The sequence below is a fragment of the Chryseobacterium subflavum genome, assembly GCF_055762745.1.
Genome location: NZ_JBVTMR010000003.1, coordinates 159,787 through 185,724 on the forward strand (window position 1 = coordinate 159,787; position 25,938 = coordinate 185,724).

Sequence of the window (25,938 nt, forward strand, 5' to 3'; positions counted from 1 at the left end):
AAGTATTATGTAAATCAGTTTATGTTGCATCACCAATCTTTCTCGTTGCTTTCGGGCATCGAATAAGAATCTTTATTTAAAATTCTTCTGGCGGTTTCTTTTTCTTTTTCGCTTACTTTATTTAATATTGCGTTTTCAAGATTTTTGGGCATTTTGCCTTCATTATTCTTCTTCTGGTCAGGGTTATTTCCCTGCTGGCTTTCTCCCTGATTTTGCTGGCCTTTACCTTGGTCTTGCTTTTGATCTTTTGGATTACCTTTCTGATCATCATTTTGTTGTTGGTCTTTGCCGCCACCGCCTTTTCCAGATTTATTCTGTTGATTCTTCTTTTCCTGGCTTTCTTTTTCCTTCAACTTCGCAATTTCATAATTTTTTCGAGTAGCTTCGTTATAGGGGTCCTGTTTTAAGGATTGCTTATACAATTCTGCTGCCTTATCCGGCTGGTTTGTCTGCATATAAGTGTTCCCTAAATTATAAAGAGCCGCTGCTTTATCCGGCAGGGTTTGAGAGAGCTTTTGTGCTTTTTCAAATTCAACCCTTGCCTCTTCATATTTTTTACTTTTATACAACGCATTGCCTAAATTATAATGGGCCGTAAAATCTTTATCATTGGATTTTATAGCCTCCATGTATTTAGAAGATGCTCCATCATAATTTTTACCGTTGAATTTCTGATTGCCCTCATACACCAATGTTCTGTAATTTTCCTGAGCAAACAGGGAATTTGATGTGAGAAAAGCAATTATAAACGATAAAAAAATGATTTTAGTATTCATCATATGCAAAATTATTCCTTTATATGTTAATAAACAGGCTTTTATTTGTTAAAATTCGGTTAAAGTATCTTTTAAAAATACTGGAAAAAATGGAGAAAATTAAACATTAAAATCTCTCTTTGGATTAAAAATGTAAATTAAGAAAAAAAACAATATAGATACCCCTAAAAAGTACTGATAGTAGTGATTGGCGTTTTGCGATTTCACAAGGGTTTCTGATGATGACATTTTTTTATTCAGCGCATCAATAATCCTGTCCGGAGCTTCATTAACGTTATTTCCGTCAATATATGATCCACCGGTAGATTCAGCCATTTTTTTCAAAGCGCCGGTCTGTCTTTTTGAAATAACAGTTTCTCCGGTCCTGTCGGATTTATATCCCATCAATTGTCCGAAAACATATTCCGGAACAGGAGCGCCTTCGTCGGATCCGATCCCCACGGATGTTACCATAATCCCTTCCTTATTGGCAAGCTTTATCGCAGCGTTATCATTTCCTTCGTTGTCTTCACCGTCACTTAGTAAAACAATCTTACGGGCTCCCTTACTTACATTTTTAAACTTATTCACGGCTGCCTGCATGGCTTTCAGGAAATCCGTTCCCTGGATTTGCATAGAACTCGTTTCAATAGCGTTAATATAGGTTTCAGCAGAAGTATAATCTGTGGTTAGAGGCATAATGGAAGTAGCTTCGCCTGCAAAAATTACAATCCCCACTTTATCGCTTCTCATTTTTTGCATGGTATTGATCATGAGGTTCTTTGCTTCAGTCAAGCGGTTAGGATTAATGTCTTCCGCATTCATCGAATTGGAAACATCCAAAACAAAAATGACATTATTCAATTTCTGATTGGTCTTGATTTCCTCAGAACCATTTAATAAATCGATGATCGCAAAGATTAAAAATAATGTTCCTAATAGATACAGCGTCGGGAAAATCTTTGTAAAGCCTGATTTTTTTTCGAAAAGCTCCTCATGAAACTTATGATCTGCAAAGATGATTTTCCTTTTATTCTTCCATTTAAGATAGCGAACCAATAAAAATCCGAGCAGCGGCAAAAGCAACAGCAACAACAAAAACCAATAATTTCCTAAATACCAATCCATCAGCTCAAAAATTTATAAAACATCCATCTTAACAATGCATCCATAACAAGCATTCCCAAAGCGATCCAAAGAAATATTTTAAAATACTCCTGGTAATTATACAGCTTGGAAACCTTTACATCAGATTTTTCCAATTTGTTGATTTCATCATACACTTCTTCAAGACTGCTGTTTGATGTAGCCCTGAAATATTTTCCTCCCGTAGTCTGAGCAATTTCCCTTAAAACAGGTTCATCTATCTTCACCTCAGTTTCGGTAAATACAAGATCTCCGAAAATATCGGTTTGGGTAGGCATCAGTGCATATCCATTCGTTCCAATTCCTATACAATAGACTTTGATGTTATTATTCTTAGCCAGTTCAGCACCAACTTGTGTAGGCATAGCATTTTCGATCGTATTCACACCATCTGTCATAAGAATAATAATCTTACTCTTTGCCTTACTGTTTTTTAAGTGATTCACCGCTACGGAAAGCCCTTCACCGATAGCAGTTCCGGGTTGAAGCTCCAATGGATTGAGATTTTTCAATTCATCGATGACCACCTGATGATCAGAAGTTACAGGAACCTTAGTAAATGCCTCTCCCGAATAGGTAACCAGCCCTAATCTGTCATTAGGCCTTTTTTCAACAAATTTTACAGCAATATCTTTAAGTGCCGTTAGACGGTCGGGAGTCAAATCTTTAGCAAGCATACTTAAAGACACATCTACGGACATCATAATATCAATTCCCTTTGTATCATCTCTATCCTGTGAAATCGTAAAGGTCCTTGGCCTTGCCATCGCAATAATAAGTGCCGAAAGTATGATATATTTTGAAATCTTAAGTAAAAAAAGCACAGCAAGAATACCACCGCTGTTATCCATATTTTTTACAGTAGGTACTTTTATACCTTTTTTCTTCTGTTTGCTCACATCCCTGAATAAAAGGGGAATAAACAACAGGAAAAGCAGCAAAAACCACGGACTATAAAACTCGAAATTAAACATCCTTTCTTAAGTTTTCAAATTCAAGATCTTTGGAAGATCTTTTTACAAATTCTCTGATATCTGCAAGATCCCTTTCCATGGTCTTCTGATCGGGGAATGTTTTAGCAAATTTCACCAGATCTCCTCTGAAAAATACCTCTTCCACTATCTTTTCATTTTCCAGAGATATGGTATTATTCTGTTTCATAAGATTCACCAGATCATCCGTAAGTAATACATCAGCTGGTAAATGATATTGTTTGGTAATAAACTTCCTGGAAATATCAATAAGTTCTACATAAAAAGAACGGTAATTGCCTTCTTCTATATATTTTTTCTTTTTAAGTGAATCCAGCTCTTTCAACGTTTGGTTTGTTGCTACAACCGGCTCACTTTTTGACTTCCTGCCCCATTTAAGGTACATAATAATCGCAATAATCAATGCAATTAATGCCAAAGCAGCCAGTATATACCATTTATAGAGCTCCCAGTAATCCCTGGTTTCCAGTTTTACTTCCTTATTCTTCATGATATCATTAATCTGATCTCCTTTTTGAGCCGTATTAATAACATCTATTTCATAGGGAATGGTCTTTAGGATTTTATCTCCCACTTTAAATTCCAATACCGGAATAGTAAATTTTCCCTCTTCAAAAACCGCAAATTCTATCTTTCTTTCATAAGTATTTGCATTCGTTCCGATGCTGTCCTTCACCTCTTCAAAATGAAAAGGCAGGAGCTCATTTTTAGGAGCTGCACCCACCGGCTGATTATTGAGATTATCAATTTTGATCACAAAGTGATTAACCTCTCCCAAAGCCAGTGTCTGTTTTTCGAGGTGCGAAGAAAGTATCTGTGAAAAAGCATTAACACAGATGAGAGAACATAATATAAAAAGTATTTTTTTCAATTTCAATTCAATTTTGGCTGTAAGCCCCTTTAATTCAATTATTTCTTCTGAAAATAATTATACAATAGTTTTGAATAATCCTCACCTGCAGCTACATTCATAAAACTGGCAGAACTATTGGCAAAATCCTCTTCTATGGCCCTTACTTTCTGTTTCTGGGCTTCAGCAAAAGTATATCTCCATCTTGCATTTGAAGTATTGGCCCAAACCTGCTTCCCTGTTTCAGAATCATAAAATAATGCATAGCCTACATCCGGAATCTCGTTATCTTTTTCATCATAAATCCTCATTCCTAACAACTGGTGTTTTTTAGAGGTCACCCTAAGCATTTTAGAATCATAAGCATCTTCAAAATCAGAAAAAAGAAACACTAAGGATTTCCTCTTGAAAATGCCCATCATATATTCCAGAGCTTTATCTATTTTCGAAACAGCAGGAACATAATCTGCGGTTAAAATATTACTGATAATAGAAAGGATATGCTTTCTTCCTTTTTGCGGCGGAATGACTTTGTATACTTTATCAGCAAACAGGATTAGGCCAACTTTATCATTATTTCCAGCCGCTGAGAAACCCAGACTGGCAGCGATTTCCGCCACATATTCTCTCTTTAACTGGGTTTTTGTCCCATAATCCATGGAAGCTGAAATATCGACCAAAATCATCATAGTAAGTTCCCGCTCCTCTTCCATCACTTTTACAAAAGGCTCACGGAAACGGGCTGTTTTATTCCAGTCAATTCTTCTGATCTCATCTCCAAACTGATAAGGCCGGACTTCTGAAAAGGTCATCCCCTGCCCTTTAAAAGCACTGTGATATTGTCCCATCAAAGTAGCTTCCGTCTTCTTTCGGGTACGGATCTCTATTTGTTTTACTTTTTTTACAATATCTTTTATCTGCATACAATACTAGAAAATTTAACGTTCATGGCCTGGAAGAAAATGTAAAATTTCAAGCATTTAATTTTCAACTTCATGTTCCTTATTCCAGCTTCCGTCTTTGAAATCAATCGAGACATTCAGCCACTCATTATCAAATTTAGGATGGTATTTTTTATAGAAATTAATTGCAGGCTCATTCCAATACAATACCTGAAACATCATTCCACTGTAATTATTGGATTTTCCAAATTCCACGGTTGCATCAAATAATTTTTTACCGATCTGTTTACCTCTCATCCTTTCTGTAACCACAAGATCTTCCAGATACAACCTTCTTCCCTTCCATGTTGAATATCTGTTATAGTATAAGGATATTCCGACAATTTCAGCATTTACCTCTGCTACAAAAGCTCCCCAAACAGGTGCATCTCCAAATCCGGCATCAATAAATTCTTCCAGAGTTACCGTAACTTCATGCAAAGCCTTTTCATATTCGGCAAGTTCCCTGATCAGCTCCAACATAGGAACACAATCTTCAAGGACAGCTTTTCTAATCACAACATCATTCATAAATATTAAGGTGCCTGGATTTTTGCTAAGATCCTGTGAACAATTTCTTCCGATGATATCTCTTCTGCTTCTGCTTCGAATGTTAAACCAATTCTATGTCTTAAAACATCTTTGGCCAATTCTTTTACATCTTCAGGAATCACAAAAGCCCTTCCTTTAAGAAAAGCATATGCTCTGGAAGCAATTGCTAAGTTAATGGAAGCCCTTGGAGAGGCTCCGAAGCTAATATAGTTTTTAAGATCCGCAAGACCGTAATTTTCAGGATAACGGGTGGCAAAAACCATATCAAGAATATATTTTTCGATTTTTTCATCCAGATAAATCTGGTTGATCAGTTCTTTAGCATCTACAATATCCTGCAGTGAAATGACAGGCTGAACAGATGGTTGATGAGAGGTGGAAACCATTCTCATCACCTTTCTTTCATCTTCAAATTCAGGATAATCAATTTTACATTTCAGCATAAAACGGTCGCTCTGTGCTTCAGGTAATAAATAAGTTCCCTCCTGGTCAATAGGGTTCTGGGTAGCCAATACCAAAAACGGCTTCGGAAGCTTCATCGTTTCATCTCCTATCGTCACCTGCTTCTCCTGCATTACCTCCAAAAGAGCTGACTGCACCTTGGCCGGAGCTCGATTGATCTCATCCGCAAGCACAAAGTTGGCGAATACCGGACCTTTTTTTATAGAAAAGTCATTGTCTTTGATATTAAAAATCATGGTTCCTACCACATCCGCAGGAAGCAGATCCGGAGTAAACTGAATCCTTGAAAAATCACCGTGAACGGCATCAGCCAAAGTTTTTATCGCTAAAGTTTTAGCCAATCCAGGAACACCTTCCAACAAGACATGCCCATTTCCTAAAAGACCCACCAAAAGCCGGTCTATCATATATCCCTGTCCAATAATAACTTTATTGATTTCCTGTCTCAGAAGCGTAAACAAATAATTCTTTTCCTTTACTTTCTCCGTGAGCTGGCGAATATCTTCTGCCTGGTATGTATCTGACATAGCTTAATTTAAAATAGTTGGTAAATTTCTAATAAATACTTGCATTAATCAACATAATGAATGCCATTTTTGAGTTAAAGTTTGTTAAATATTTTCGGGATTTAACAGAATATCTAGAAAATCTATCTCAGTCTAATTTTTAAATCAATTAAGCAGATAATAAAAAAATAAAGTATTTTATATTGATATTTTAATATTAATTAGTATTAAAAACACTCATAATGATCCACCCAGGTTTTAGAATCTTTAATATTATTTTCTTTATCAAAAACAAGAAGGTATTTATGAACACTTCCACAATATTTTAATCCATTAGGTGAGTTAGAAATAACGTCTATTCTTAAAGAATCATTTATTGATTTTGTGAACACTGCAATATGAGAGGGACCTTTGAATTTTTCTTGTTTGAAAGCTTCTGGATTTTTATAATAATCCGATGATTGCCAAGATTTTTGCCAGTATAGTTTACTTATTTTCGACAAACATTTATCTTTCTTTAGAACTTTGTCACTACTTTTATCAATGTTTAACCACTTTCTATAATCTTGAGTTGTATTAATAGGATATAATCTACTGTAGACCGTTATTCCATAAGCTTTAGCAAGGAGTATTTCATTATAAGACTTTTCGACTCCCTTATCTTTAAAGTCTTGTTTTATAAATTCATACCCCTTCTTATATTGATCACAATTACATTGCCCCAACAAAATATTAAAACACAATGTTAATAATACAATTATATATTTCATTTTCTTAATTTCTTGGAGTTAATATGTATAAATTTTTCTTACGATCAATCTTTTTAAAATCTCCGTCCATAATTCCGGATTCAAAGGGACTAAAATTATATTTCTTACTATTTAGAAGAATACTTGCAGGACTATAAGATTTTCTTTGACCAAATGGTAGTTTAAAAATTTTTGTTGCATCTAATTCTGTCCTAATAGTATTTATAACTTTTTCATTTGCCCCAGGCAAACCATAAATTACATTTTGATCCTCAAGACCATTATACATATGACTTACTTCATGTAAAGTTGTCATTCCATATCCCATTGTTAAGGGATTTAAAGCTGAACTTGCACCACTAATAAAATTATCAACTTGATTTGTATTGATGTTCAGGTCGAAAACTTGTGTATATCCTGCTTTTCCATCAATAGTTTCACCTCTTCCCTGTATTTCTTGTATTGAGGAACCTCTCGTATTATCTGAATTAATTTGGTAATCTGTCCTATGATTATCAATAGCTCCTTTTAACATATCACGAGCTGTTTTACTTCCTTCTGCATCAGCAGACTCTTTATAACTTAGCTTTCCGTCCTCACTAACTGATAATTTTAATCCTGTTTGTTGTTCTAGATCACTTACAATTTTATTTCTTGTTTCTTCTGAAATATTTTTACCAAATGTAATATCCTTATTTTGCATACCATCCGGATCAATAAATCTAATCGGGTTATTGTAAGCATAAACATATGTTGACCATCTTCTTGAAGTTTCCGCCAGCGGATCTACTACACCCCATCTACCTAAATCAGGCATATACATCCTTGCTCCATAGTCATACATTCCTGTTTCAGTCTGTAACTCTTTACCGTTGTACTTATATTGATACGCTGGATTTCCGGCTAAGCCATTATATCCTTCATGTTTCAATCCAAACGGATAATAATTATTTTCTTCAATAATCTCTATTCCTGATATCCCTTTCTTATAGCCCAATCTAACATTTCCTAAGTGATCTGTATAATTGTAAATATAAGAATTATTTGTAAAATCATAATAACCTTCAGCAGTAGGAACAAACTTCAAATCTAATGTTGGCTTTGGACACTTTGGACAGTTTACTCCCGGAATAGATTCCATAGAATATTGAAATCCATCGAAGTATTCTATTGAAGATTCGGAAACATCAAAACCACCAGTTGGATTTTTTTGTTGATAATTGTACTGTTTTCTTAATTTACTTCCATCTGCCCTATACAAATATGTACTTGTACTGGTAAATATTCCTGATCCTTTATCTATTTTTATATTAGTGGGTAAATTTAGAAAGTTATAGGTTATATTTTGAATACCTTTATCCTTATGACTTGTCATATTTCCATTATTATCATAAGTAATTTCATTTGGAGTTGCAAAATAAGGATATCCTGATGAATTCTGAGAAGCTTCTGCGACTTTTGATAATCTGTTTCCAGTGTATGAATACGTAAGATTATCTATCTGCATGGCAAGGCCATTGGTTGTATTTTTTGTATTTCTGTATAATCTTGTAATATTTCCATTTAAATCATATTCCGAAGATTCCCCGAAATGATTTTCCTGTGGTACTGTACTATTAGGTTCAGAATAATGTCCGTAATTAAGTCTGTTTAAAGTATCATAGGAATAAGAATATCTTCTTAATACGCTATCTACAGAAGTTTTCCAGTCTACTTCTGCAATATTCCCATTGTATCTTGAAATAGCAAATAACGTATTAACTGGATTATTATACCTAACCTCGTACCCAAAAAGTTTTCCATTGAGATTTGAAGGATCGTTAATTTTAGTCATCCAACCTCTAATGTTGTATTTATAATCCACTTGCTGCAATGGAGTTGTAGTACTTACTCCTCCTACTTTTTTAGATTCTAACTGGGAAATTTCATTGTATTTGTTTTGAGCCAGATATTCAATAACACCACCATTAACCTGATGGGTGTGGGTTAATAACCTATTTTGCGGGTCATAAGTGAAATTCTCGACAATAACCTTTTCAGTATCTGCGGCTAATCTTTTATGCCTTGTTATAAGCTGTTTAACTGTGCCGGCAAAGTCCAGTTCAGTTTCTGTTTTAGTGTATCCTCCCAGGTGATTAACGGAGTGAGTTCCTACCACTCTTCCTTTGCTATCATAATAGGTATAATTACTGGTCCAGTTATCATCTTCTATATTTTTAACCACACTCATCACAGGAAGACTTTTGGTACTCACTGGATTTGATGTGGAACTATCTGTTATGACAGGTGTCCCTAAAATATTGGTTGGAAAGGTTGGATTAAAGCTGTATACAGGATAGGTATCATAATAGTTGATACTTAAAAGAGTGGTAATGGTATTAGGATAACTTGAAGCATTATTCGTGTAATAAGCTCCCCGGCCTCCCACAATAAATCCTACGGAAGTAGTTCTTGTTACGTTGTTACTTCCCACAGCATCGGCCTTTACTTGCTCAGCAGCCCTCCCTATTGTTCCGGAGGTTTCTGTGGAGGTGTAGATTCCTGTATAAGCAACTCTTCCAAACTGATCATACTTGGTAAAAAGCCACTGTTTATTAGCTCCCATTACAGCATCCTGGGTCATGATCAGCCGATCCTGCTTATCATACACCATAAACTCATAATCCTTACCCGGAAGTTTCTTAAGAATAAGCCTGTTTCTTCCATCATACCGGTAAATATAACACAAACTTCCCAGCACCGTATTAACGTCAGCAACCACAGCCGCTTTAGGAGGAATGATAAAGGCTAACTGATCAAATTCGTTATAAACATAATAAGTATCTGCATTTTCAGTAGGGCTAATAACTTTTCTAACCAGAATAGTCTGACCTTTTCCATTCTTAAACTCTATGGTCTTATTGCCATCTTCATCTGTGATTGTATTTTTATACAATTGACTCGCGCCATAGTTTACTGATTGGCTGATGGCAGAAGACGTGGTTCCACTGGCCCAACTTGTTACTGTTACGTATTTTTTAACTTCTGTTGCGGTGTTGGTTCCATATTCAAACCTTACAGGTTTATCATTCCACGCTGTTCCTACTTGTTTTTGTTCTAGTAGCCTATCCAAAGGAGAATTTTCCAATGTCTTTTCAGCATAGATCTTCTCCTGTCCGTAAGGAGTATTTATGACATTGGCTAAAGGGTTTGAAACAATACCTCCGTTTAAGGTCTGTCCCTGAGGAATAGGTAAATAATCTTTTATCTGCCTTCCAAAGCCATCATATTCAATAGGGGTAACCACATCTTTTCCCTGGGGAGATGCTTTTATATTCACAACCTGCTTAGGTCTACCAAGACCATCAAAATACTGAACGGTTTCTGAAGTTTTAATCGGCTGATTATTGGCATCATAATCAAGAATGGTCTTTGAATATACATAGTTTTCCGTTGGAGAAAGCTGGGCTTGAAGCATTCCTGTCACAAGCACTCCAATAGGAATTATTATTTTTTTCATCGTGTGTTAGTTTTTGTAATTGTACTTGAATTCTTTAATCAGGTTTCCTGTTTTAGAATCCTGTCTTATTTCCTTTAATCTATTGGCCGTATCATAGATATATACTTCCCGGATCCCTGATGGAGGAGTAATACTGGTTACTCCGATTAAAGGATCATAAGTATACGTGGAAATCTGATATGCAGACAAACCAGAATTCTTTCTGAAATTATCCAAGGCTGTAATTAGTGCCGGTTCATTAGCTGGATTAGCTGCATCCTGATCTGAAGCATCTACTATCGCTGTAATCAAACCTAAACTTACCAATTGAGCATAAGTGGCACCTTGTACTTTGGCAATAGGTTGTGTATTATTATATCCCCAAACGACAGATGTCGGAATTCCGTCTTTGGTGGTGTACTGTTGGATATTTCCTTTAGAATCGTATTTATTATAAGTAACTTCTGTAGATGGGGTATTGTTTTGGATGTCATACGATAAGCTAGATAGGGGAAGTATTAAACTTCCTGTTGCTACAGTGGGTAGTGATAGAGGATACAATACTTCTATTTTAGAAATTGTTTTATCATTCAGCTTATTGTCTATGCTAATAGGAATGCCTACCATATAAGCATTCATCATTGCTTGATTACTAATATCAAATGCGTATTTATAATTAGTCTTATAAACATTTCCATCACTCTGTGTTGTCCAGGTTAATGTAGGAACATTATAAATATAATTATAAAAATTTTGCTCGGTTGTTTCTACATTTTCAAAAATTGTTTTTTTTTGATTTAGGAAACTGGTATTAAAATTCACATAATGTGCGTCTAAAAGAGAACCATATGTAATACCATCTAAAAGGACAAACGGAGGATTACTAAATTGTTGACCAAATTGTTTATAACTAAAGGTATATGATTTTATATAATCAATATGCTTTAAATAAGAGTATGTCGTTTCAGAGATTTTCTTAGTAGATGAATATAAAATTTCTCTACTAGGCTTTCCTCTCATGAGGGAGAATGAAGTATAAGGTAATTGTTTGTACATACCTATATTATTCCATCCAAAATAAGCTATTCCTGCAGTATCATTAAAATCCGAATTATCAAAATTAGTAAAATAGGTTTCTTTTTTTCCACCATTATCGTCTATCTCAGTCACTTTACTATAACCTATAGAATTGTCTTCGTCTTTTAGCCTCTGATAGGAATGAGAAGACCATTCCCAAAAAGACAAATTAGGTGATACTTCACTACCTTCAATAATATAAAGAGGTTTGTATGGTAATATACCGCTCGATCTTCCGTCGTCATTAAGATATGAGTAATTTTTTTGAAAACAATTATTGTTTTCATTACAGGATTTAATTTTTTGAATTCTAAGTCCCCCTGCAAATTCATCATTAGCAGTTGAACTTATTTTGAGAGGACTTTGTGTTATTTCTTTTTCTCCATATTTTGAATAAGTGTTCAGCTCATAAGTAAAATATGTACTCCCACCAGTAGGATAAATTACCTGTTCTAAAGTACTTGCTCTAGAAAATGATAAACTCGGCGCTTTAGATTGAGGATAATTATTTTTAAGAAAATCCCTTAATTGTTCAGGGGATAAATTAGATGTGTTAGATGATAAAAGTGTATTTCCATTGTAGTATCCCCATTCATCTGTAGAAGTACTTAGATAATCAGGAAGTTTTTGTGCATTGTACAAAAATTTATATTTCTCTATTCCATTTATTATCAATTCATTTAAGAGTAAACGATCGCTTGGAATATTATTATAATTAAACAGAATACTTTTAACTACATGCCCCATCTTGTCTTCTATGCTTATATTATCTAATTTATACCAATGTTTAAAATTACGATAGCTGCTCATATGATGAGTATAAAATCCACCCCAAGTCCCAATGGCATAATCAAAATCTCCATATTCTTTTTGATTGGAAAGACTTTTATTAAATCGGATTATAAAATCTTCACCCTCAATTTTATCTAAATAGGTGTTATGAAGCCTATTCGTTCCAATCTGATTAAGGTTTCCACCTGATGAAGAATTGTTTGTCCAAGGACCAGCATCTTTTTTATTGTAGAATACGTATCCCCCTTTATTATTTAAAAACACAGCTCTTTCATCTCTGACATATGAAAATAATATTTTTTTATTATCAGTAAATTTTATTTCTTTTAAATACCAATTACTTACAAATACTTGAGGATTAAATGTATCAATATTTTCATCAGTTGATGTAAATTCTAAAGCATTATCATCATTTCCAAATACAGCTTCAGTCCCATCATCAAAAATGATAGTAAAACCATATAAAATTCTTTTTATTGTAGTTGTTTTGGGAGCAATATAATCTCCTCCTAATATAGCTTTCTCATTGAGTTTAAAATCATATTTATAACCATATGTAATTTTAAATGTTCTACCGTCTCGTGTTCTACCAATCCATTGACCTTTTTCATTTAAATAAAAGCTACCCGTAATTCCACAAAAATTTAAAATAAATTCATCTGGACCTGGAACTACTCCCCACTCATTACTTGCAATATATTGAAGATTGTTTTGACTATAAGTTTGTAAAGCCTGCTGACTAGCCCAAGAAGGATTGTCTAAGGTTGAATAATTATCTAAATAAGAAAATTTGTTATAAGGTGGAATATTATTTTGATAAACTTCGTCCACTCCGCCGTTCACAATTCTTGAAATAGTCCCTCCAACTTCTAGATTCCATCCTAACCCTGTCCAAGTAGGTATTATTTCTGGCTTTACAGATTTAACATTATAATTTAGTGATATTTCAAAAGGTTTTCCACCTATTGAATTACTAAATAATGGAATACTAAGCGACGGTGTCCCCTTATACATGTTTACGGGGATCTTACCATTTATTGCGAAAGCAGTGGAATTAGGACTCTGAGGAAAAAAATTTGTTATTTGTGAAACTTGTGAATAAACTAATATAAGGTTTGATAATATTAGAAATACAATAATAAAATATTTTCTCATGGTTACTTTTTAATAATTTTATAATTAACTTTTTTACCTGTATCTGCCTTAATCACCACAAGGTAAGCACCTTGTATTAGCGGCTGTGTATTAATCTTCGTTACCTTATTCTTGGTTTTCAAAGTCTGAAGCTGTCTTCCTCCCATATCATACAAAGTAATATCCGCTTCCCTGAAATCAAAGCCTATTTCTATATAAGCATAATCTGATACCGGATTCGGGTAGATCTTGATATCCTGTTTTTCAATCAACTGATCCAGTTGTTTATCTCCCAGCTTCACAATCTTCCAGTTCTCCTTCCCTAATTCCTCTGCACTGGTTCCTGCTAAAATGATGGAACCATCCCTGTTCAGCTTAATATCCGATAATCTCTCCTCTCTCTTTTTGGATTCTCCCTTCACATGCTTTCTCCACTGTTCATTTCCATTATGGTCCAGATACAGCATCCAGAATGTTTCATCATCTGTTTCTATTCTTCCTTCTGCCTGAGTATATCCGCCTAATAAAATTCCTTTAGTTGAGGGTTGAGAGTTGTCAGTTGATAGCTGATTTAGGGCAGTCATACCCATTAAAACATCTCTGTTTTTGAAATTGTAGGACTTCTGCCAGTGTTCATCTCCTCTTTCATTTAAAGAAACCAACCATAAATCTGTACCTTCTTCTATTCCTACTGTCTTGTTTCCGGATCTCTCACTTCTGGATTCTCCTCCGATGAGATAACCGTTTGAGGTTAAAGCCAGTGTTCTTAGATGATCATCTCCTTTTCCTCCCAGGTTCTTTTCCCATTCTACCTTTCCCTCTTTGTTTAGTTTTATGATCCAGTAGTCTCCTTCACCAAAGTTTTCAGTGGTTTTTGCATAACGGGATACGGAATCTGAGGTTCCTGTGGCTGAATTTTGATTCCCGGAATCGGAAACACGAAACTCAGAACTTCTTGAATAGATTCCCAGAAGTGCTCCTCCGTCTCTTGTGGGGATCATCTTTTCCACTTCATCTAATCCCCTTCCTCCTAAAATAAGTTGTGAGAGTTCTTTTCCGTTTTTATCCAGTCTGATCATCAGGATATCTTTTGAACCATAACCTTTGGATGCATTCTGAACATTTCCGGCTACAACAAATCCTAAATCTGTGGTTTGGATAACTGCCCTGGCTTCTTCATCTGCACTTGTTCCCAAAGTCTTTTGCCACAATTCATCTCCAAATTCATTAATTCTAATGAGCCATATATCTGATCCTCCTTTGGAGTCATCTTTTTTATCTATTCCCTTTCCGGAATATGAGGTTCCTGAAATTAGAAAGCCTCCTTCCTGGGTTGCTACGGTAGAAGACAAATAATCATGATTGTTTCCTGAGAAATACTTTTCCCAAACCTGATCTCCCTGTTGGTTGAGTTTCACCAAATGAAAGTCGTAGCCATTGTTTTGCTGGGTATTGCTTCCTGCATCTTTCTTCTGGTTTCCTGCTTGTATGACACTTCCTGTTATCAGATACTGCTGATCGATTGTTGTGGTTACCTGGCTTAGGAAATCCTGGGTTGAGGATTTGATATCTTTTTGCCAAACCACTTCCTGGGCTGATAACCCGGAAATAATGCACATAGAAAGTACACTGAAGTAGAGTTTTTTCATGCCTTGTGTTTAATTGTTAATTGATTTTTATAATTGCCATAAAAGTAATCTTTTTTATCTCACAACGAAAAGACTTATCTATAATATTTAGTATTAATTATTTATTATAAATACAAACCTAATGCTTCAAAGCGCCAGAACTTGTCGTCTTATAATAACATTAATAACAAGTTATAGGTTGGAAAAAATTTATGACCATGTATTAATAAAAAGGTTGCTTGTCTGAATTTAATAACTTTTATCTTAATCCTCCGACCAAAAAATTGTCATTTCCAGTTTATTAAACTATTTTTGGAGATTAAAATTTTTGTAAAATGAATTATCATTTTCAGGCTCACAGACAGGTAAGGAGAAACCTTTTGGATATACTGCAAAACACCTCTCATGAAGATCTTTTGCTGATTCCGGACGGTTTCAACAATAATATGTATTGGAATATTGCACATACCGTTGCTACCCAGCAGCTTTTGCATTATTATCTGAGTGGCAACCCTTTCAGGATTGATAAATACTGGATTGAAACATATAAAAAAGGAACGCTGCCTAACCTGAACGTTCAAAAGTCGGAAGTTGAAGATTTAGAGTTTCTATTAACTGAAACTTCAAAGATTTTAATGAAGGATTATGACAGTGATTTCTTTTCGGATTATACACCTTATACCACAAGTTTTGGAATGGATCTGAAGAGCATTCAGGATGCAATTATTTTTAATAATATGCATGAAAGCCTGCATTATGGTTACCTTTTGGCACAAAAAAGAGCAATTTTAGGAGAAAAATATTAAAATGACAGATAAGAAAGACGATTTTATTTTCGGACTGCGTCCGGTAATTGAAGCTATTGAAGCGGGAAAAACTATTGACAAAATCTTTTTGCAGAATGCATTGCAAGGTCCTATTTATGCTGAACTGAAAACAATTTTAGCTCAAAATAAAATACGTCCCAATTACGTTCCGATTGAAAAGCTTAACCGCTTTACAAGAAAAAACCACCAGGGTGTTGTCGCTTTTATTTCAGATGTTCCGTTCCATAAAGTAGAAGACATAGTACCCCAATTATTTGAAGAGGGAAAAACTCCTTTTCTATTAATCCTGGATCGATTAACTGATGTAAGAAATTTTGGTGCTATATGCAGAACAGCAGAATGCGTAGGAATTGACGCTGTGATCATTCCGGAAAAAGGTGCATCCCCTATTAATTCTGATGCCATTAAAACTTCAGCAGGTGCTATTTATAATGTGAAGATTTGTAAAGAGGCCAATCTTGCTCATACTGTAGACTTTCTTCAGCAAAGCGGAATTGCTGTATATTCAGCAACAGAAAAGGCACAAAAGCTTATCTATGATGTAAGCTTTACAGAGCCTTGTGCTATTGTAATGGGTAACGAGGAAACTGGAATTTCCAAGGAAGTTTTACACCATTCCGATGAAAAAATAAAATTACCTATCGAAGGAAAAACCCAATCTTTAAATGTTTCTGTTGCCTGTGGTGCGATTTTATATGAAGCGGTAAGACAGAAAATGGCTGTCTCTCCAAATCTTTAATCCATGAAAACAATTCCGGAAACAGCGTACAGATAATCTAATGCGAGGGAAACAATTTGTCGGCAATATTCCTGAAAAGATTTACCGTAAAAACTATGAAAATCTTTTTTCAAAATATATTACCGGTCCGTTAAATATAAAGCAAATGATAGTTGGCACGAACTCTGCTGACTTATTAACCGGCTATAACGAAAAATGGATGATAATATCTATACCAGGAGTAACTGTAAGGATATTGCAGACAAAATAAATAAAAACAGTAGTAAAAAATTAAAATAAATTAAATGAAAAACATAGCAGCAATAGCGCTAATATCCATAGCATTGGTTTCGTGTAAAAAGGAAACAACAAAAATTACAAAAGTAGATCCCAAAACAGGAAAGACCGTTACAGTGGAAGTTCCGGCTGATTCACTTGCAAAAGTTGCAGAAAATGCTGCAATTAAAGATTCTGCAGGAATTTATACCCAGACTTTTAAACTTGAAAAAGGAAAAACCTATCCTTTAACAACATATCAGAGGGATGTAAAAACAATGACAGATCCTCAGGGGAAAACATTGAACGGAACAAGTGAATCCACAGATGAGATGAGTTTTACTGTAAATGACGTTAAAAACAATATTTACGACATTACACTTAATCTTATTTCCAAAAGAAATTCTCAGACTGCAGAAGGAAAAACTATTGTAGTAGATACTAAACAGCCTATTCCTAAAGAAGATGACCTTAAAATGATCTGGAACATCAACAGGGCATTGACAAGCAATAAACTGAACATGAAAATGGATACAAAAGGAAATGTAATTTCCATTACCGGTTTTGAACCAGTTTATACAAAAGTTTCCAATGCAGTAGGTACTATCGTAAAGGATGCCAATCAGAAAGCTAGTGTTGTAGCAAGTCTGAAGGAAAGTTTTAACGAAAAAGTATTGAAAGACCAGTTCAGCAAAAACCTTACAATTATACCTAAAAAAGGTGTTAAAATAGGTGAAAAATGGACCAATACCGAAAATGCTGATCCTAACGGTAAGATTAAAGTGACTTCAAATTATGTATTAAAAAGTGTTGGAAATGGGATTGCTGAGATTGGCGTAACAGGTGGAATTCCTAAAAAGACCGATAAACAGGCCCAGGGAGCAATGACTCACAGCATCAGCAGTGAGCTGGTACAGAACGGTACTATAAAGTTTGATGAAAATACAGGATGGATCAACAACCAGAATATTACAGTAAAAACAACTCAGATAGAAACCATTTCGGATGGGAAACAATCTCAATCCATGAAAAGCGTTTCCAATTCTTCTGTAATGGTAAATCCATCTGCTAAATAATTGAGGCTTATAAAATAAAAAAATATGAAGTGGATTCTTGAGCTAGTACTTACAGCTATTATTCTTTTCTTTGTCTGGAATATCCTTAGAAGGCTTTTTTTTAAGACTTTTTACAGTTACCGTTTCAACAATAACAATGATAAACAGCAGCAGGATATACAAAACTCAAAAAAGAATGCAAAGATCAATTGGGACGCAGAAACTGTGGACTACGAGGAAGTAAAAGAAACGAAGGATAAAAGGTAAAAATTCCAAGAAAATAAAAGATAATAACCAGCATGGCGAAAAATAAAAACTTAATTTATATTGCAATTTCATTAGTTGTATTTATAGTTTTAGCATTTTTATATTCCACTCCTGTTTTTACGGGAAAGCAACTTTTCCAGCATGACATTGTTCAGTACCGGGGAGGAGCAAAAGAACTTCTTGATTACAGAGCTAATAATGATAAAGAAACTTACTGGAGTGATTCCATGTTTGGGGGAATGCCTACCTACCAGATGGGTAGCCAGTTTAAGGGGGATATCATAAAAAAAATAGACAGTAATCTGAATTTCCTGCCAAGACCTGTTAATTATCTTTTTTTACTTTTTGCAGGATTTTTCCTTTTGGGAATGGTGGTGGTGAGAAACTGGAAGTACGCTCTGCTGGGGGCTACCTTCTTTGGTCTCTCAACTTATTTTTATATTATCATTGCAGCAGGACATAATGGTAAAGTAAATACGATTGAGTATTTTGCGCCTCTTTTAGCAGGTATATTACTGGTGTACATCAGAAAAAAATATATTACCGGATTTATCGTAACCACCCTGTTTATGGGACTTCAGATTGCTGCCAACCATCCACAGATGACCTACTATCTGTTCCTTGCATTAGGATTCCTCTTTATATCTGAATTGGTACGGGTTATCAAAAAGAAAACCCCGATGAAGCACTTTATTGTTTCTTCGGCTATTATAGCAGTATCATGTATCATCGGTGTCGGAATGAATTCGCAAAGGATCATGGCCAATTCCGAGTATATTAAAGAAACTGTACGCGGTAAACAAATCTTAAATACAGAAAGTCATACTGCCGGAAAATCCGGAATGGATAAAGAGAGTATGCTAATGTGGAGTTACGGAAGACTGGAAACACTAAACCTTTTTATTCCAAGATTAATGGGTGGAGGAAGCCAGGAACCTGAAGCCAAAGAGGTAATGAACCACATTCAGGAGATGATTCAGGAAAATGTTTCTTCTCAGGCAGAAATGGACAGGATTTCCAAAGGATTTGCAAGTGTTACCTACTGGGGTGACCAGCCGGGAACTTCGGGACCTGCCTATCAGGGAGCTATTGTTTGTTTTTTAGCTATTTTAGGATTCTTTTTTGCCGGAAAAAAATACCGCTACTGGATTTTAGGGGCTTCTATACTGACTATTCTGCTGGCATGGGGAAGCAACTTTATGCCATTTTCGGACTTCTTTATAGACTACGTTCCGTTTTACAATAAATTCAGAGCACCCTCTTCCATTCTTGTTATTGTTGAGCTCTTATTCCCGTTAATTGCAATTATTGGTTTGTATAAATTCTTTACAGATGAAAAATTGACAGAAGAATATAAAAAGAAAATTCTTTTTTATGTGAGTGGCGGGACACTAGGTTTGCTATTAATTCTTTTAATTTTTGGAAAGAGCATTCTTGGCTTTGCTACGGACAATGAAAAATTGTATTTCCCTCCTTTCCTATTAGACTATCTGGTAGATGAAAGATTCAAATTATTTAAAGTTGATGCATTAAAAGCATTTATCTATGTAGCAATAGCTGCTGTGGCTTTATTCCTCACGATGAAGAAAAAGCTAAATCAGAATATCGCATTGGTCATTATAGGTGTTGTAAGCTTATTTGATCTATGGACTGTAAACAAACGCTATCTGAATGACGACAATTATGTAGATAAAGTATTTGCAGAAAATCCTTTTCAGACGGAAAGCTCGGATCTTCTTGCTGAAAAAGTACAGGCAAATCCAAATCTTGGTTCTATTCTGGCCAATGTGAATGTCAACAAAACATTGGAAACCATTGCTGAAAAAGACAAAACACACTACAGGATTTTCAATAATATTCTTGGAACTTTCAGTGAAACGAATACTTCTTATTTCAAATCTTCAATTGGTGGTTATCATGCGGTAAAACTAAGAAGATATGATGATGTGATCAATGAATATTTCCAGATTATGGATTCTGTAAAAGTTCCTAATATGCTCAACCTTTTAAATGCAAAATACTGGGTTGTAGGGGGACCGGAAAAACCTCAGGTCATTCCTAATACAAAAGCTAATGGAAATGCATGGTTCGTATCAGAAGTTAAAGTGGCCAATACTCCGAACGAAGAACTAAAGCTGATCGGAGAGGTTGACACCAAAAAAATTGCAATTGTAGGAAAAGAAGACGGTAAACCTTTTTTAGAAAGAGATAAATTTATCCTACCCGATTCTACAGCATTCATTAATCTAACCAAATATCAGCCTAACGAATTAGAGTTTAAATCTAAATCTAAAACACCACAATTGGCGGTATTCTCAGAAATTTACTATCCTCACGGATGGAAAATGTTTATCGACGAAAAAGAAGTCCCTTATATCAAGGCAGATTATCTTCTTCGTGCGGTTCAGATTCCTGCAGGGGAACATCATATCAGAATGGTCTTTGAACCTGAAGTGATCGAAAAAGGAAAATGGATTTCTTTATTTTGCTTCGGATTATTTATCGCATTAAGTGCCTTTGGGATTTTCTGGATGAATAAAAAGAAGAAGGAAGCCTTAACCGAGGAAAAAGTTTAAATTATTTTTATACCCGATCATCTTAATTGCTGGTTAAAAAACATATTAAGATGACCGGCATTTATCTCTGCAATATTTCCATCCATGGAAGAGAAGAAAGTCCTTATTATTACTTATTACTGGCCTCCCGCAGGAGGTCCTGGTGTTCAAAGGTGGTTGAAGTTCGCAAAATATTTACCTGATTTTGGGTGGAAACCTATTATTTACACTCCGGAAAATCCGAGTTACCCGTTATTGGATGAAAGCTTGCTGAAAGAAGTTCCAAGAGACCTGAAAATTGTAAAAACAACAATCTGGGAACCTTACCAGCTTGCTGAAAAACTAAATAAAAGTAATAAGAAGTTTAAGGCCGGCCAATTTGATGTAGGCAAAAACCAAAGCTTGAAATCTAAGCTTTCCATTTGGGTAAGGGGAAACTTTTTCATTCCTGATGCAAGAGTTTTTTGGGTAAAACCATCGGTTAAATTCCTGGAACATTATATAAAAGAAAACAAAATTGATTTCATTGTAACTTCAGGTCCTCCCCACTCTTTACATCTTATAGGCTTACAACTTAAAAAGAAGTTTTCCACACTAAAATGGATTGCAGATTTCAGGGATCCGTGGACAGAAATCTCCTATTATAAGCATCTCAAACTTACCAAAAGATCTGATCAGAAACACAGAAAACTGGAAAGTGAAGTTTTCAGAAATGCAGACATTACCCTTGCAACCAGTTATACAGATGCTGAAAATTTCCGAAAAAAGGGTGCTAATGCAGTTTGCATTACAAATGGATTCGATGAAAGTGATGCTGTATCTATTGAACAAAATCTCGAAATTCCACAATTACAGAATACTAAGACCGAGGATAATCAAACACATTTCACCTTGAGCTACATTGGTGTTCTGGAACAGCTTCGTAACCCTGAAAATTTATGGACGGTCCTGGATCATCTTATAGAAACAGATTCATCATTTGCCCAACATTTTATATTAAAATTCGCAGGAAGAATCGATGACAGGATTCTTGAAACCTTAAACAATTCCAGTTTAAAAAAACACATTCATGATTTGGGATACCTTTCTCATGAAAAAGCCATTGAAGAAATGAAATCTTCAGACATGCTTTTAATCACGAATTTTCCTAACGAATCTTCTAAAGGAATTATTCCCGGAAAAATATTTGAATACCTGGCTACCGGCAAACAGATCATTTCGTTTGGTCCTGCCGATGCTGATGTATCAAAAATATTGGATGATACAAATGCAGGAAAGCACTTCAGTTATCAGGATTCGGATAACATAAAAGACTTTATACTTGAAAAATACACGTTGTGGAAAAAAGGAAATCTTCTCGAAAACACTCAAAATATTGAAAAGTTCTCAAGAAGAAATCTTGCTAAAAATTTATCTGAAATATTGGATCAGACAGTCCACTGATCATTAATTACAGCTATTATATAATATTTTCCTTCAAACTCTTCATATACAAAACGAAGAGTCTTCCAGTCCATTTCCCCGTATTTTTCTGTTCCTTTAATATAATTCTCTGTGAAATCATGGCCGGGGTAAATTTCTTTTAAATTATTAAGAGAATTTCCTCCTCCCTGAAATTCATTAAAAGAATAAGTGGAACGTGTAAAATCTTTTGAGAAAACCCATTTTTCAAGATAATCCTTTATAGTCTCTTTATACAGTTCTCCTGATCCATCATGAGATCCCCAGGTAAACTGCGTTTTCGTTTGAACATACTTTTCAAAGTCTGCTTTGGAAAAATGTTTATCATCTTTGAGATCTACAAAAGCATACATAGAAAAACGAATACCTTTCTGGGGATGGATGAACTCTGAAAATTTCTGATAATCCTTGTTTTTTAAGGCTTGCAGAATTTCATCATTTGTTTTCTTTATGATATCTTTCTTTTCTGCCTCACTCATTTTCGGAACAGCAACAGTGTCAGTTTTCACGTGGCCAGCAGAGTCTGTTGTATTTATGGTAGGATTTGCTGTATTCTTTTTACAAGCTACAAGGCTTATGATCAATAATAGTGGAATGAATAACTTCTTCATCTTTTTTAATGTTAATTACAGAAAATCACCAAAACTAATGCCAGAAAAATAAGTAAATTTGTTATATGGAAGTTTTAGATATCCTCATTATCGGAGGAGGACCTATCGGATTGAATTGTGCCTTAGAGGCACAAAAAAACAATCTCTCTTACATCATTATCGAAAAAGGAACAATTGTCAACTCCCTGTACAATTATCCTTTGTATATGCGTTTTTTTTCTACAGCTGAAAAACTGGAAATTGCCGAAATTCCGTTTATATCAGCGGCCCCTAAACCAGGCAGGCAGGAAGCTCTGGAATATTACCAGGGAATCACGAGACAGAAGAACCTCAACATTCGTCTTTATGAAAAAGTAATCAGAGTTTCTAAAAAAAATGAGATTTTTGAGATTGAATCTTCCAAATCCATATACTATGCAAAGAATGTGATCATTTCAACCGGATTTTACGACATCCCTAACCTGATGAATATTCCCGGGGAAGACTTACAGAAAGTCAGACATTACTATTCCGAACCTTATCCGTATGCCAAGCAAAAGATTGTTGTTGTAGGTTCAAGCAATTCAGCTGTAGATGCCGCGCTGGAAACATACCGCAAGGGCGCGGAGGTTACCATGATCGTACGCCAATCCGAAATATCGAAAAGTGTAAAATATTGGGTAAAACCCGATATTGAAAACAGGATTGCAGAAGGAAGTATTACCGCTCATTTTAATTCTGAATTGATAGAAATCAAAGAACATAGCGTTGTATTTAAAGATAAAAACGGAGAGATCAATGAAATTCAAAATGATTTTGTTCTCGCTATGACCGGATATCTGCCGGACTTTGGTTTCCTGATCAATGCAGGAATTGAGCTACAGGGAGAATGTCTCAATCCTGTATACGACCCTGAAACCATGGAAACAAATATTCAAAACCTCTATCTTGCAGGCGTGGTTTGTGGTGGAAAAGACACGCATTTATGGTTTATTGAAAACTCAAGGATCCACGCTGATATGATTATAAAGAATATCCTAAAAACAAGGGAAAATTAATAGCTTAAATTTTCGGCAATATTTCAAAAGTCAGCCTTTACACCCAAAATAAAATTCCGTCGGGCAGCAGGATTATAAAAACGATTTCCAAAAGCATTGGTATCAAATCCTAAAACATAATCTGTATTGTAAAGATTTTGAATCTGAAGGTATACGTTCAGCTTAGTCTTTTCAAAATAGACGGGAATTCCCAGTTGTATATTTCCAACGATACTAGATTCAGACCAGACAGAATTGGGGTCATTTAAAGGAATCTTCGAAGTATAGAAATGAGAGTAATCTACAGAAACTTTCCTTAACACAATAAAATTAAATAAACTGCTTATCGTAGTTGACGGAACACCCGTTACATCATTTCCGGAAAAATTCTGATTTCCCTGCGCATAATTTTCAAACCTGAACCGGTAAAAACTACCTGAAAATCTGAACTTAAACCTGTTAAAAGTAGTATTATTTACATTAAAGCCTTTTGATTCTATCAAGACTTCTACCCCTCTTTGCTTGATATTTCCCTGATTAATAAAAAACTCCTCGCCTTTCTCATTCTGTCTCCTTACAATAGCATCCATCATCCGAAAATCGAAATAGTTTCCTTCCAGAAATAAAAAATTACCGAACTGCTTACGGATCCCAATTTCCTTATTCCATCCATATTCAGGAACAAGGTCCAGATTAAATTCCTGATTAGAAGAACGGATTTCTTCATTAGTAGGTGCTGAATTTCCTTTCCCGATCTTAGCTCTTACTGAAAGTCCTTTTCCCAAAACATAAGTAAGCCCGATATTGGGAAGCCATTGTTTTCTGAAATGTACTTTTCCACTGCTTGTTCCTGGATAAAGCCTTTCCCATTCATAAGAATTGGCGTTCAGGCTAACAGATATATCCGTATATAATCTCTCATTAAAATTTAGTTTCTGGGACAGAAAATAAAATCCGGAAGTACTCTTAAGGTTATCAAAATTTTGAAAGTCTTTTTTTATTCCCTTAATATTGTCATAGTTTCTGACCATTATCGAATTGCTACCTCCTTCAAATCCTAAGCGCCATTCTGCTGTAATCTTGTTCCAGTGTTCTTCATAATTGAGGTGTGTCCTTATGGCAAAGTTTTTTTCAAACCTCCTTTCATAATTGGTAATAAAAGGATTTGAAAAATCTACATAAGAGCCCTGCACCATTATAAAATGGGAAAATTTAGGACTCAAGCTGAATTGATTTGAAACACCTGCCAGTAACATTTTATTCCGTATGCCCGCGTCTTGTTCCACGGCACCGGGAAGTGTGGATGTTGCCGGCCTTGCCTGTTTCCTATCTCTTTGCATCTGCTCTAAAGTAAGTCCTCCGGGAGTTTGGTAGTCCAGATCTGAAAACAGAACCATCGCATTCATAGTCGCTTTCTCACTATATTGAAAACGGTCTTTTAAAAAAAATTGTTTTCTTTCGATAGCTGATTGCTCACGGTAAGAATCACTCCGATAATAATTTTGAAAAACTTCGAGAAAATGTTTTCCAAGCTGTTTTGAAAAATTAAAGCTTTGATTCAATGTTCCGTAACTGCCTATTGAAATATTTGCTGATGTATTTTCCGAAGACCTCGTTTTAAGAAGAAGGGTTCCTCCTGTAGCTGCACCATAATCTCCACCCTCCGGTCCTTTGTAGATCTCCATCCTATTAATAAGTTCAGGAGAAATAATATTAAAATAAGTATTTCCCGATGCGTCAGAAAGGATAAAATCATCAAGATATACTTTAATATTACGTACCCCAAATGGAGACCTCAGCGTACTGCCACGAACAGAAATCCTGTAACTTCCCGGGGAACGCTCTTCCATTCTTGCTCCGGCAATTTGATTAACCGATTCCAGAAGCCGTTCCGGTGTATTCTGGCTCAAAAGATCTTGAGTAATGACAGCAACAGATTTTGTCGAACGTAAGTATGAAGATGGTTTTTTATAGGCATCAATTTTGATTTCCGAAATCAATTCAGCAGAATCTCTTATTTGGGAAGAGAAAAATGAACTGCAAATGATAAAGAATAAAAAACTGATCCTCACCATTCTACAAATCTAATA

The 25,938-nt window shown here is 35.1% G+C and carries 20 protein-coding genes; 7 read left to right on the forward strand and 13 right to left on the reverse strand.

Features of this window, described 5'->3' with window-relative positions; translation table 11 throughout:
- Positions 1-29: 29 nt before the first annotated feature.
- The 11 genes from AC0INN_RS14265 to AC0INN_RS14315 form a co-directional block, all read right to left on the reverse strand.
- Positions 30-779, reverse strand: a complete 750-nt coding sequence (locus AC0INN_RS14265; RefSeq protein ID WP_228456973.1) for a tetratricopeptide repeat protein — start codon at positions 777-779, stop codon at positions 30-32.
- A 96-nt stretch (positions 780-875) separates the two neighbouring features.
- Positions 876-1,883: a vWA domain-containing protein gene (locus tag AC0INN_RS14270; RefSeq protein ID WP_172279541.1), complete on the reverse strand. Its 1,008-nt coding sequence runs from the start codon at positions 1,881-1,883 to the stop codon at positions 876-878.
- Positions 1,883-2,875 (reverse strand): VWA domain-containing protein, encoded by a 993-nt coding sequence (locus AC0INN_RS14275; RefSeq protein ID WP_306613784.1) that lies wholly within the window; start codon positions 2,873-2,875, stop codon positions 1,883-1,885. Before AC0INN_RS14275 ends, AC0INN_RS14270 begins: the two co-directional genes overlap by 1 nt.
- On the reverse strand, positions 2,868-3,764 hold the full coding sequence (locus AC0INN_RS14280; protein WP_373428024.1) for a hypothetical protein: 897 nt from the start codon (positions 3,762-3,764) through the stop codon (positions 2,868-2,870). Before AC0INN_RS14280 ends, AC0INN_RS14275 begins: the two co-directional genes overlap by 8 nt.
- A 38-nt stretch (positions 3,765-3,802) precedes the next feature.
- Positions 3,803-4,666 carry a DUF58 domain-containing protein gene (locus AC0INN_RS14285; protein WP_273648649.1) on the reverse strand — a complete coding sequence of 288 codons (864 nt, stop codon included), beginning with the start codon at positions 4,664-4,666 and terminating at the stop codon, positions 3,803-3,805.
- A gap of 57 nt (positions 4,667-4,723) precedes the next feature.
- Positions 4,724-5,203, reverse strand: coding sequence for a GNAT family N-acetyltransferase (locus AC0INN_RS14290; protein WP_306613787.1), 480 nt, complete (start codon positions 5,201-5,203; stop codon positions 4,724-4,726).
- Between the two features lie 17 nt (positions 5,204-5,220).
- Positions 5,221-6,225: an AAA family ATPase gene (locus AC0INN_RS14295; RefSeq protein ID WP_306613789.1), complete on the reverse strand. Its 1,005-nt coding sequence runs from the start codon at positions 6,223-6,225 to the stop codon at positions 5,221-5,223.
- Positions 6,226-6,431: 206 nt separating this feature from the next.
- Complete coding sequence (locus AC0INN_RS14300) at positions 6,432-6,974, reverse strand: hypothetical protein (protein WP_273648653.1); 543 nt, start codon at positions 6,972-6,974, stop codon at positions 6,432-6,434.
- Between the two features lie 4 nt (positions 6,975-6,978).
- Entirely contained in the window at positions 6,979-10,452 is a 3,474-nt protein-coding gene (locus AC0INN_RS14305) for a DUF6443 domain-containing protein (protein WP_273648655.1), read from the reverse strand.
- A gap of 6 nt (positions 10,453-10,458) precedes the next feature.
- Positions 10,459-13,455, reverse strand: coding sequence for a hypothetical protein (locus tag AC0INN_RS14310; protein WP_273648657.1), 2,997 nt, complete (start codon positions 13,453-13,455; stop codon positions 10,459-10,461).
- A gap of 2 nt (positions 13,456-13,457) precedes the next feature.
- The gene (locus tag AC0INN_RS14315) at positions 13,458-15,083 is read right to left on the reverse strand and encodes a T9SS type A sorting domain-containing protein (protein ID WP_306613791.1); all 1,626 of its coding nucleotides are present in this window, start codon (positions 15,081-15,083) and stop codon (positions 13,458-13,460) included.
- Positions 15,084-15,397: 314 nt separating this feature from the next.
- Between AC0INN_RS14315 and AC0INN_RS14320 the strand changes: the two genes are divergently transcribed.
- From AC0INN_RS14320 to AC0INN_RS14345, 6 genes are all read left to right on the forward strand, one after another.
- Complete coding sequence (locus AC0INN_RS14320) at positions 15,398-15,868, forward strand: DinB family protein (RefSeq protein ID WP_172279557.1); 471 nt, start codon at positions 15,398-15,400, stop codon at positions 15,866-15,868.
- Position 15,869: 1 nt separating this feature from the next.
- Positions 15,870-16,628 carry a 23S rRNA (guanosine(2251)-2'-O)-methyltransferase RlmB gene (rlmB, locus tag AC0INN_RS14325; RefSeq protein WP_172279559.1) on the forward strand — a complete coding sequence of 253 codons (759 nt, stop codon included), beginning with the start codon at positions 15,870-15,872 and terminating at the stop codon, positions 16,626-16,628.
- A gap of 284 nt (positions 16,629-16,912) precedes the next feature.
- On the forward strand, positions 16,913-17,959 hold the full coding sequence (locus AC0INN_RS14330; protein WP_273648662.1) for a DUF6263 family protein: 1,047 nt from the start codon (positions 16,913-16,915) through the stop codon (positions 17,957-17,959).
- Positions 17,960-17,983: 24 nt separating this feature from the next.
- Positions 17,984-18,205, forward strand: coding sequence for a hypothetical protein (locus AC0INN_RS14335; protein ID WP_273648664.1), 222 nt, complete (start codon positions 17,984-17,986; stop codon positions 18,203-18,205).
- Positions 18,206-18,237: 32 nt separating this feature from the next.
- Positions 18,238-20,781: a YfhO family protein gene (locus AC0INN_RS14340; protein WP_306613795.1), complete on the forward strand. Its 2,544-nt coding sequence runs from the start codon at positions 18,238-18,240 to the stop codon at positions 20,779-20,781.
- A gap of 84 nt (positions 20,782-20,865) precedes the next feature.
- Complete coding sequence (locus AC0INN_RS14345) at positions 20,866-22,203, forward strand: glycosyltransferase family protein (RefSeq protein WP_273648667.1); 1,338 nt, start codon at positions 20,866-20,868, stop codon at positions 22,201-22,203.
- Here AC0INN_RS14345 and AC0INN_RS14350 read toward each other — a convergent pair.
- Entirely contained in the window at positions 22,188-22,832 is a 645-nt protein-coding gene (locus tag AC0INN_RS14350; RefSeq protein ID WP_273648669.1) for a hypothetical protein, read from the reverse strand. The genes AC0INN_RS14345 and AC0INN_RS14350 overlap by 16 nt on opposite strands.
- A gap of 65 nt (positions 22,833-22,897) precedes the next feature.
- Here AC0INN_RS14350 and AC0INN_RS14355 point away from each other — a divergent pair, with 65 nt between their 5' ends.
- Positions 22,898-23,869 (forward strand): YpdA family putative bacillithiol disulfide reductase, encoded by a 972-nt coding sequence (locus tag AC0INN_RS14355; protein WP_273648671.1) that lies wholly within the window; start codon positions 22,898-22,900, stop codon positions 23,867-23,869.
- Between the two features lie 23 nt (positions 23,870-23,892).
- Here AC0INN_RS14355 and AC0INN_RS14360 read toward each other — a convergent pair whose 3' ends face one another.
- Positions 23,893-25,923: a TonB-dependent receptor gene (locus AC0INN_RS14360; RefSeq protein WP_273648672.1), complete on the reverse strand. Its 2,031-nt coding sequence runs from the start codon at positions 25,921-25,923 to the stop codon at positions 23,893-23,895.
- Between the last annotated feature and the right edge of the window lie 15 nt (positions 25,924-25,938).

What these genes read in the sequence shown, in the direction of transcription:
- AC0INN_RS14265 (WP_228456973.1), bottom strand. Translation starts at nt 779, where the DNA reads ATGATGAATACTAAAATCATTTTTTTATCGTTTATAATTGCTTTTCTC.
- AC0INN_RS14270 (WP_172279541.1), bottom strand. Translation starts at nt 1,883, where the DNA reads ATGGATTGGTATTTAGGAAATTATTGGTTTTTGTTGTTGCTGTTGCTT.
- AC0INN_RS14275 (WP_306613784.1), bottom strand. Translation starts at nt 2,875, where the DNA reads ATGTTTAATTTCGAGTTTTATAGTCCGTGGTTTTTGCTGCTTTTCCTG.
- AC0INN_RS14285 (WP_273648649.1), bottom strand. Translation starts at nt 4,666, where the DNA reads ATGCAGATAAAAGATATTGTAAAAAAAGTAAAACAAATAGAGATCCGT.
- AC0INN_RS14295 (WP_306613789.1), bottom strand. Translation starts at nt 6,225, where the DNA reads ATGTCAGATACATACCAGGCAGAAGATATTCGCCAGCTCACGGAGAAA.
- AC0INN_RS14300 (WP_273648653.1), bottom strand. Translation starts at nt 6,974, where the DNA reads ATGAAATATATAATTGTATTATTAACATTGTGTTTTAATATTTTGTTG.
- AC0INN_RS14305 (WP_273648655.1), bottom strand. Translation starts at nt 10,452, where the DNA reads ATGAAAAAAATAATAATTCCTATTGGAGTGCTTGTGACAGGAATGCTT.
- AC0INN_RS14310 (WP_273648657.1), bottom strand. Translation starts at nt 13,455, where the DNA reads ATGAGAAAATATTTTATTATTGTATTTCTAATATTATCAAACCTTATA.
- AC0INN_RS14315 (WP_306613791.1), bottom strand. Translation starts at nt 15,083, where the DNA reads ATGAAAAAACTCTACTTCAGTGTACTTTCTATGTGCATTATTTCCGGG.
- AC0INN_RS14320 (WP_172279557.1), top strand. Translation starts at nt 15,398, where the DNA reads ATGAATTATCATTTTCAGGCTCACAGACAGGTAAGGAGAAACCTTTTG.
- rlmB (WP_172279559.1), top strand. Translation starts at nt 15,870, where the DNA reads ATGACAGATAAGAAAGACGATTTTATTTTCGGACTGCGTCCGGTAATT.
- AC0INN_RS14330 (WP_273648662.1), top strand. Translation starts at nt 16,913, where the DNA reads ATGAAAAACATAGCAGCAATAGCGCTAATATCCATAGCATTGGTTTCG.
- AC0INN_RS14335 (WP_273648664.1), top strand. Translation starts at nt 17,984, where the DNA reads ATGAAGTGGATTCTTGAGCTAGTACTTACAGCTATTATTCTTTTCTTT.
- AC0INN_RS14340 (WP_306613795.1), top strand. Translation starts at nt 18,238, where the DNA reads ATGGCGAAAAATAAAAACTTAATTTATATTGCAATTTCATTAGTTGTA.
- AC0INN_RS14345 (WP_273648667.1), top strand. Translation starts at nt 20,866, where the DNA reads ATGGAAGAGAAGAAAGTCCTTATTATTACTTATTACTGGCCTCCCGCA.
- AC0INN_RS14350 (WP_273648669.1), bottom strand. Translation starts at nt 22,832, where the DNA reads ATGAAGAAGTTATTCATTCCACTATTATTGATCATAAGCCTTGTAGCT.
- AC0INN_RS14355 (WP_273648671.1), top strand. Translation starts at nt 22,898, where the DNA reads ATGGAAGTTTTAGATATCCTCATTATCGGAGGAGGACCTATCGGATTG.
- AC0INN_RS14360 (WP_273648672.1), bottom strand. Translation starts at nt 25,923, where the DNA reads ATGGTGAGGATCAGTTTTTTATTCTTTATCATTTGCAGTTCATTTTTC.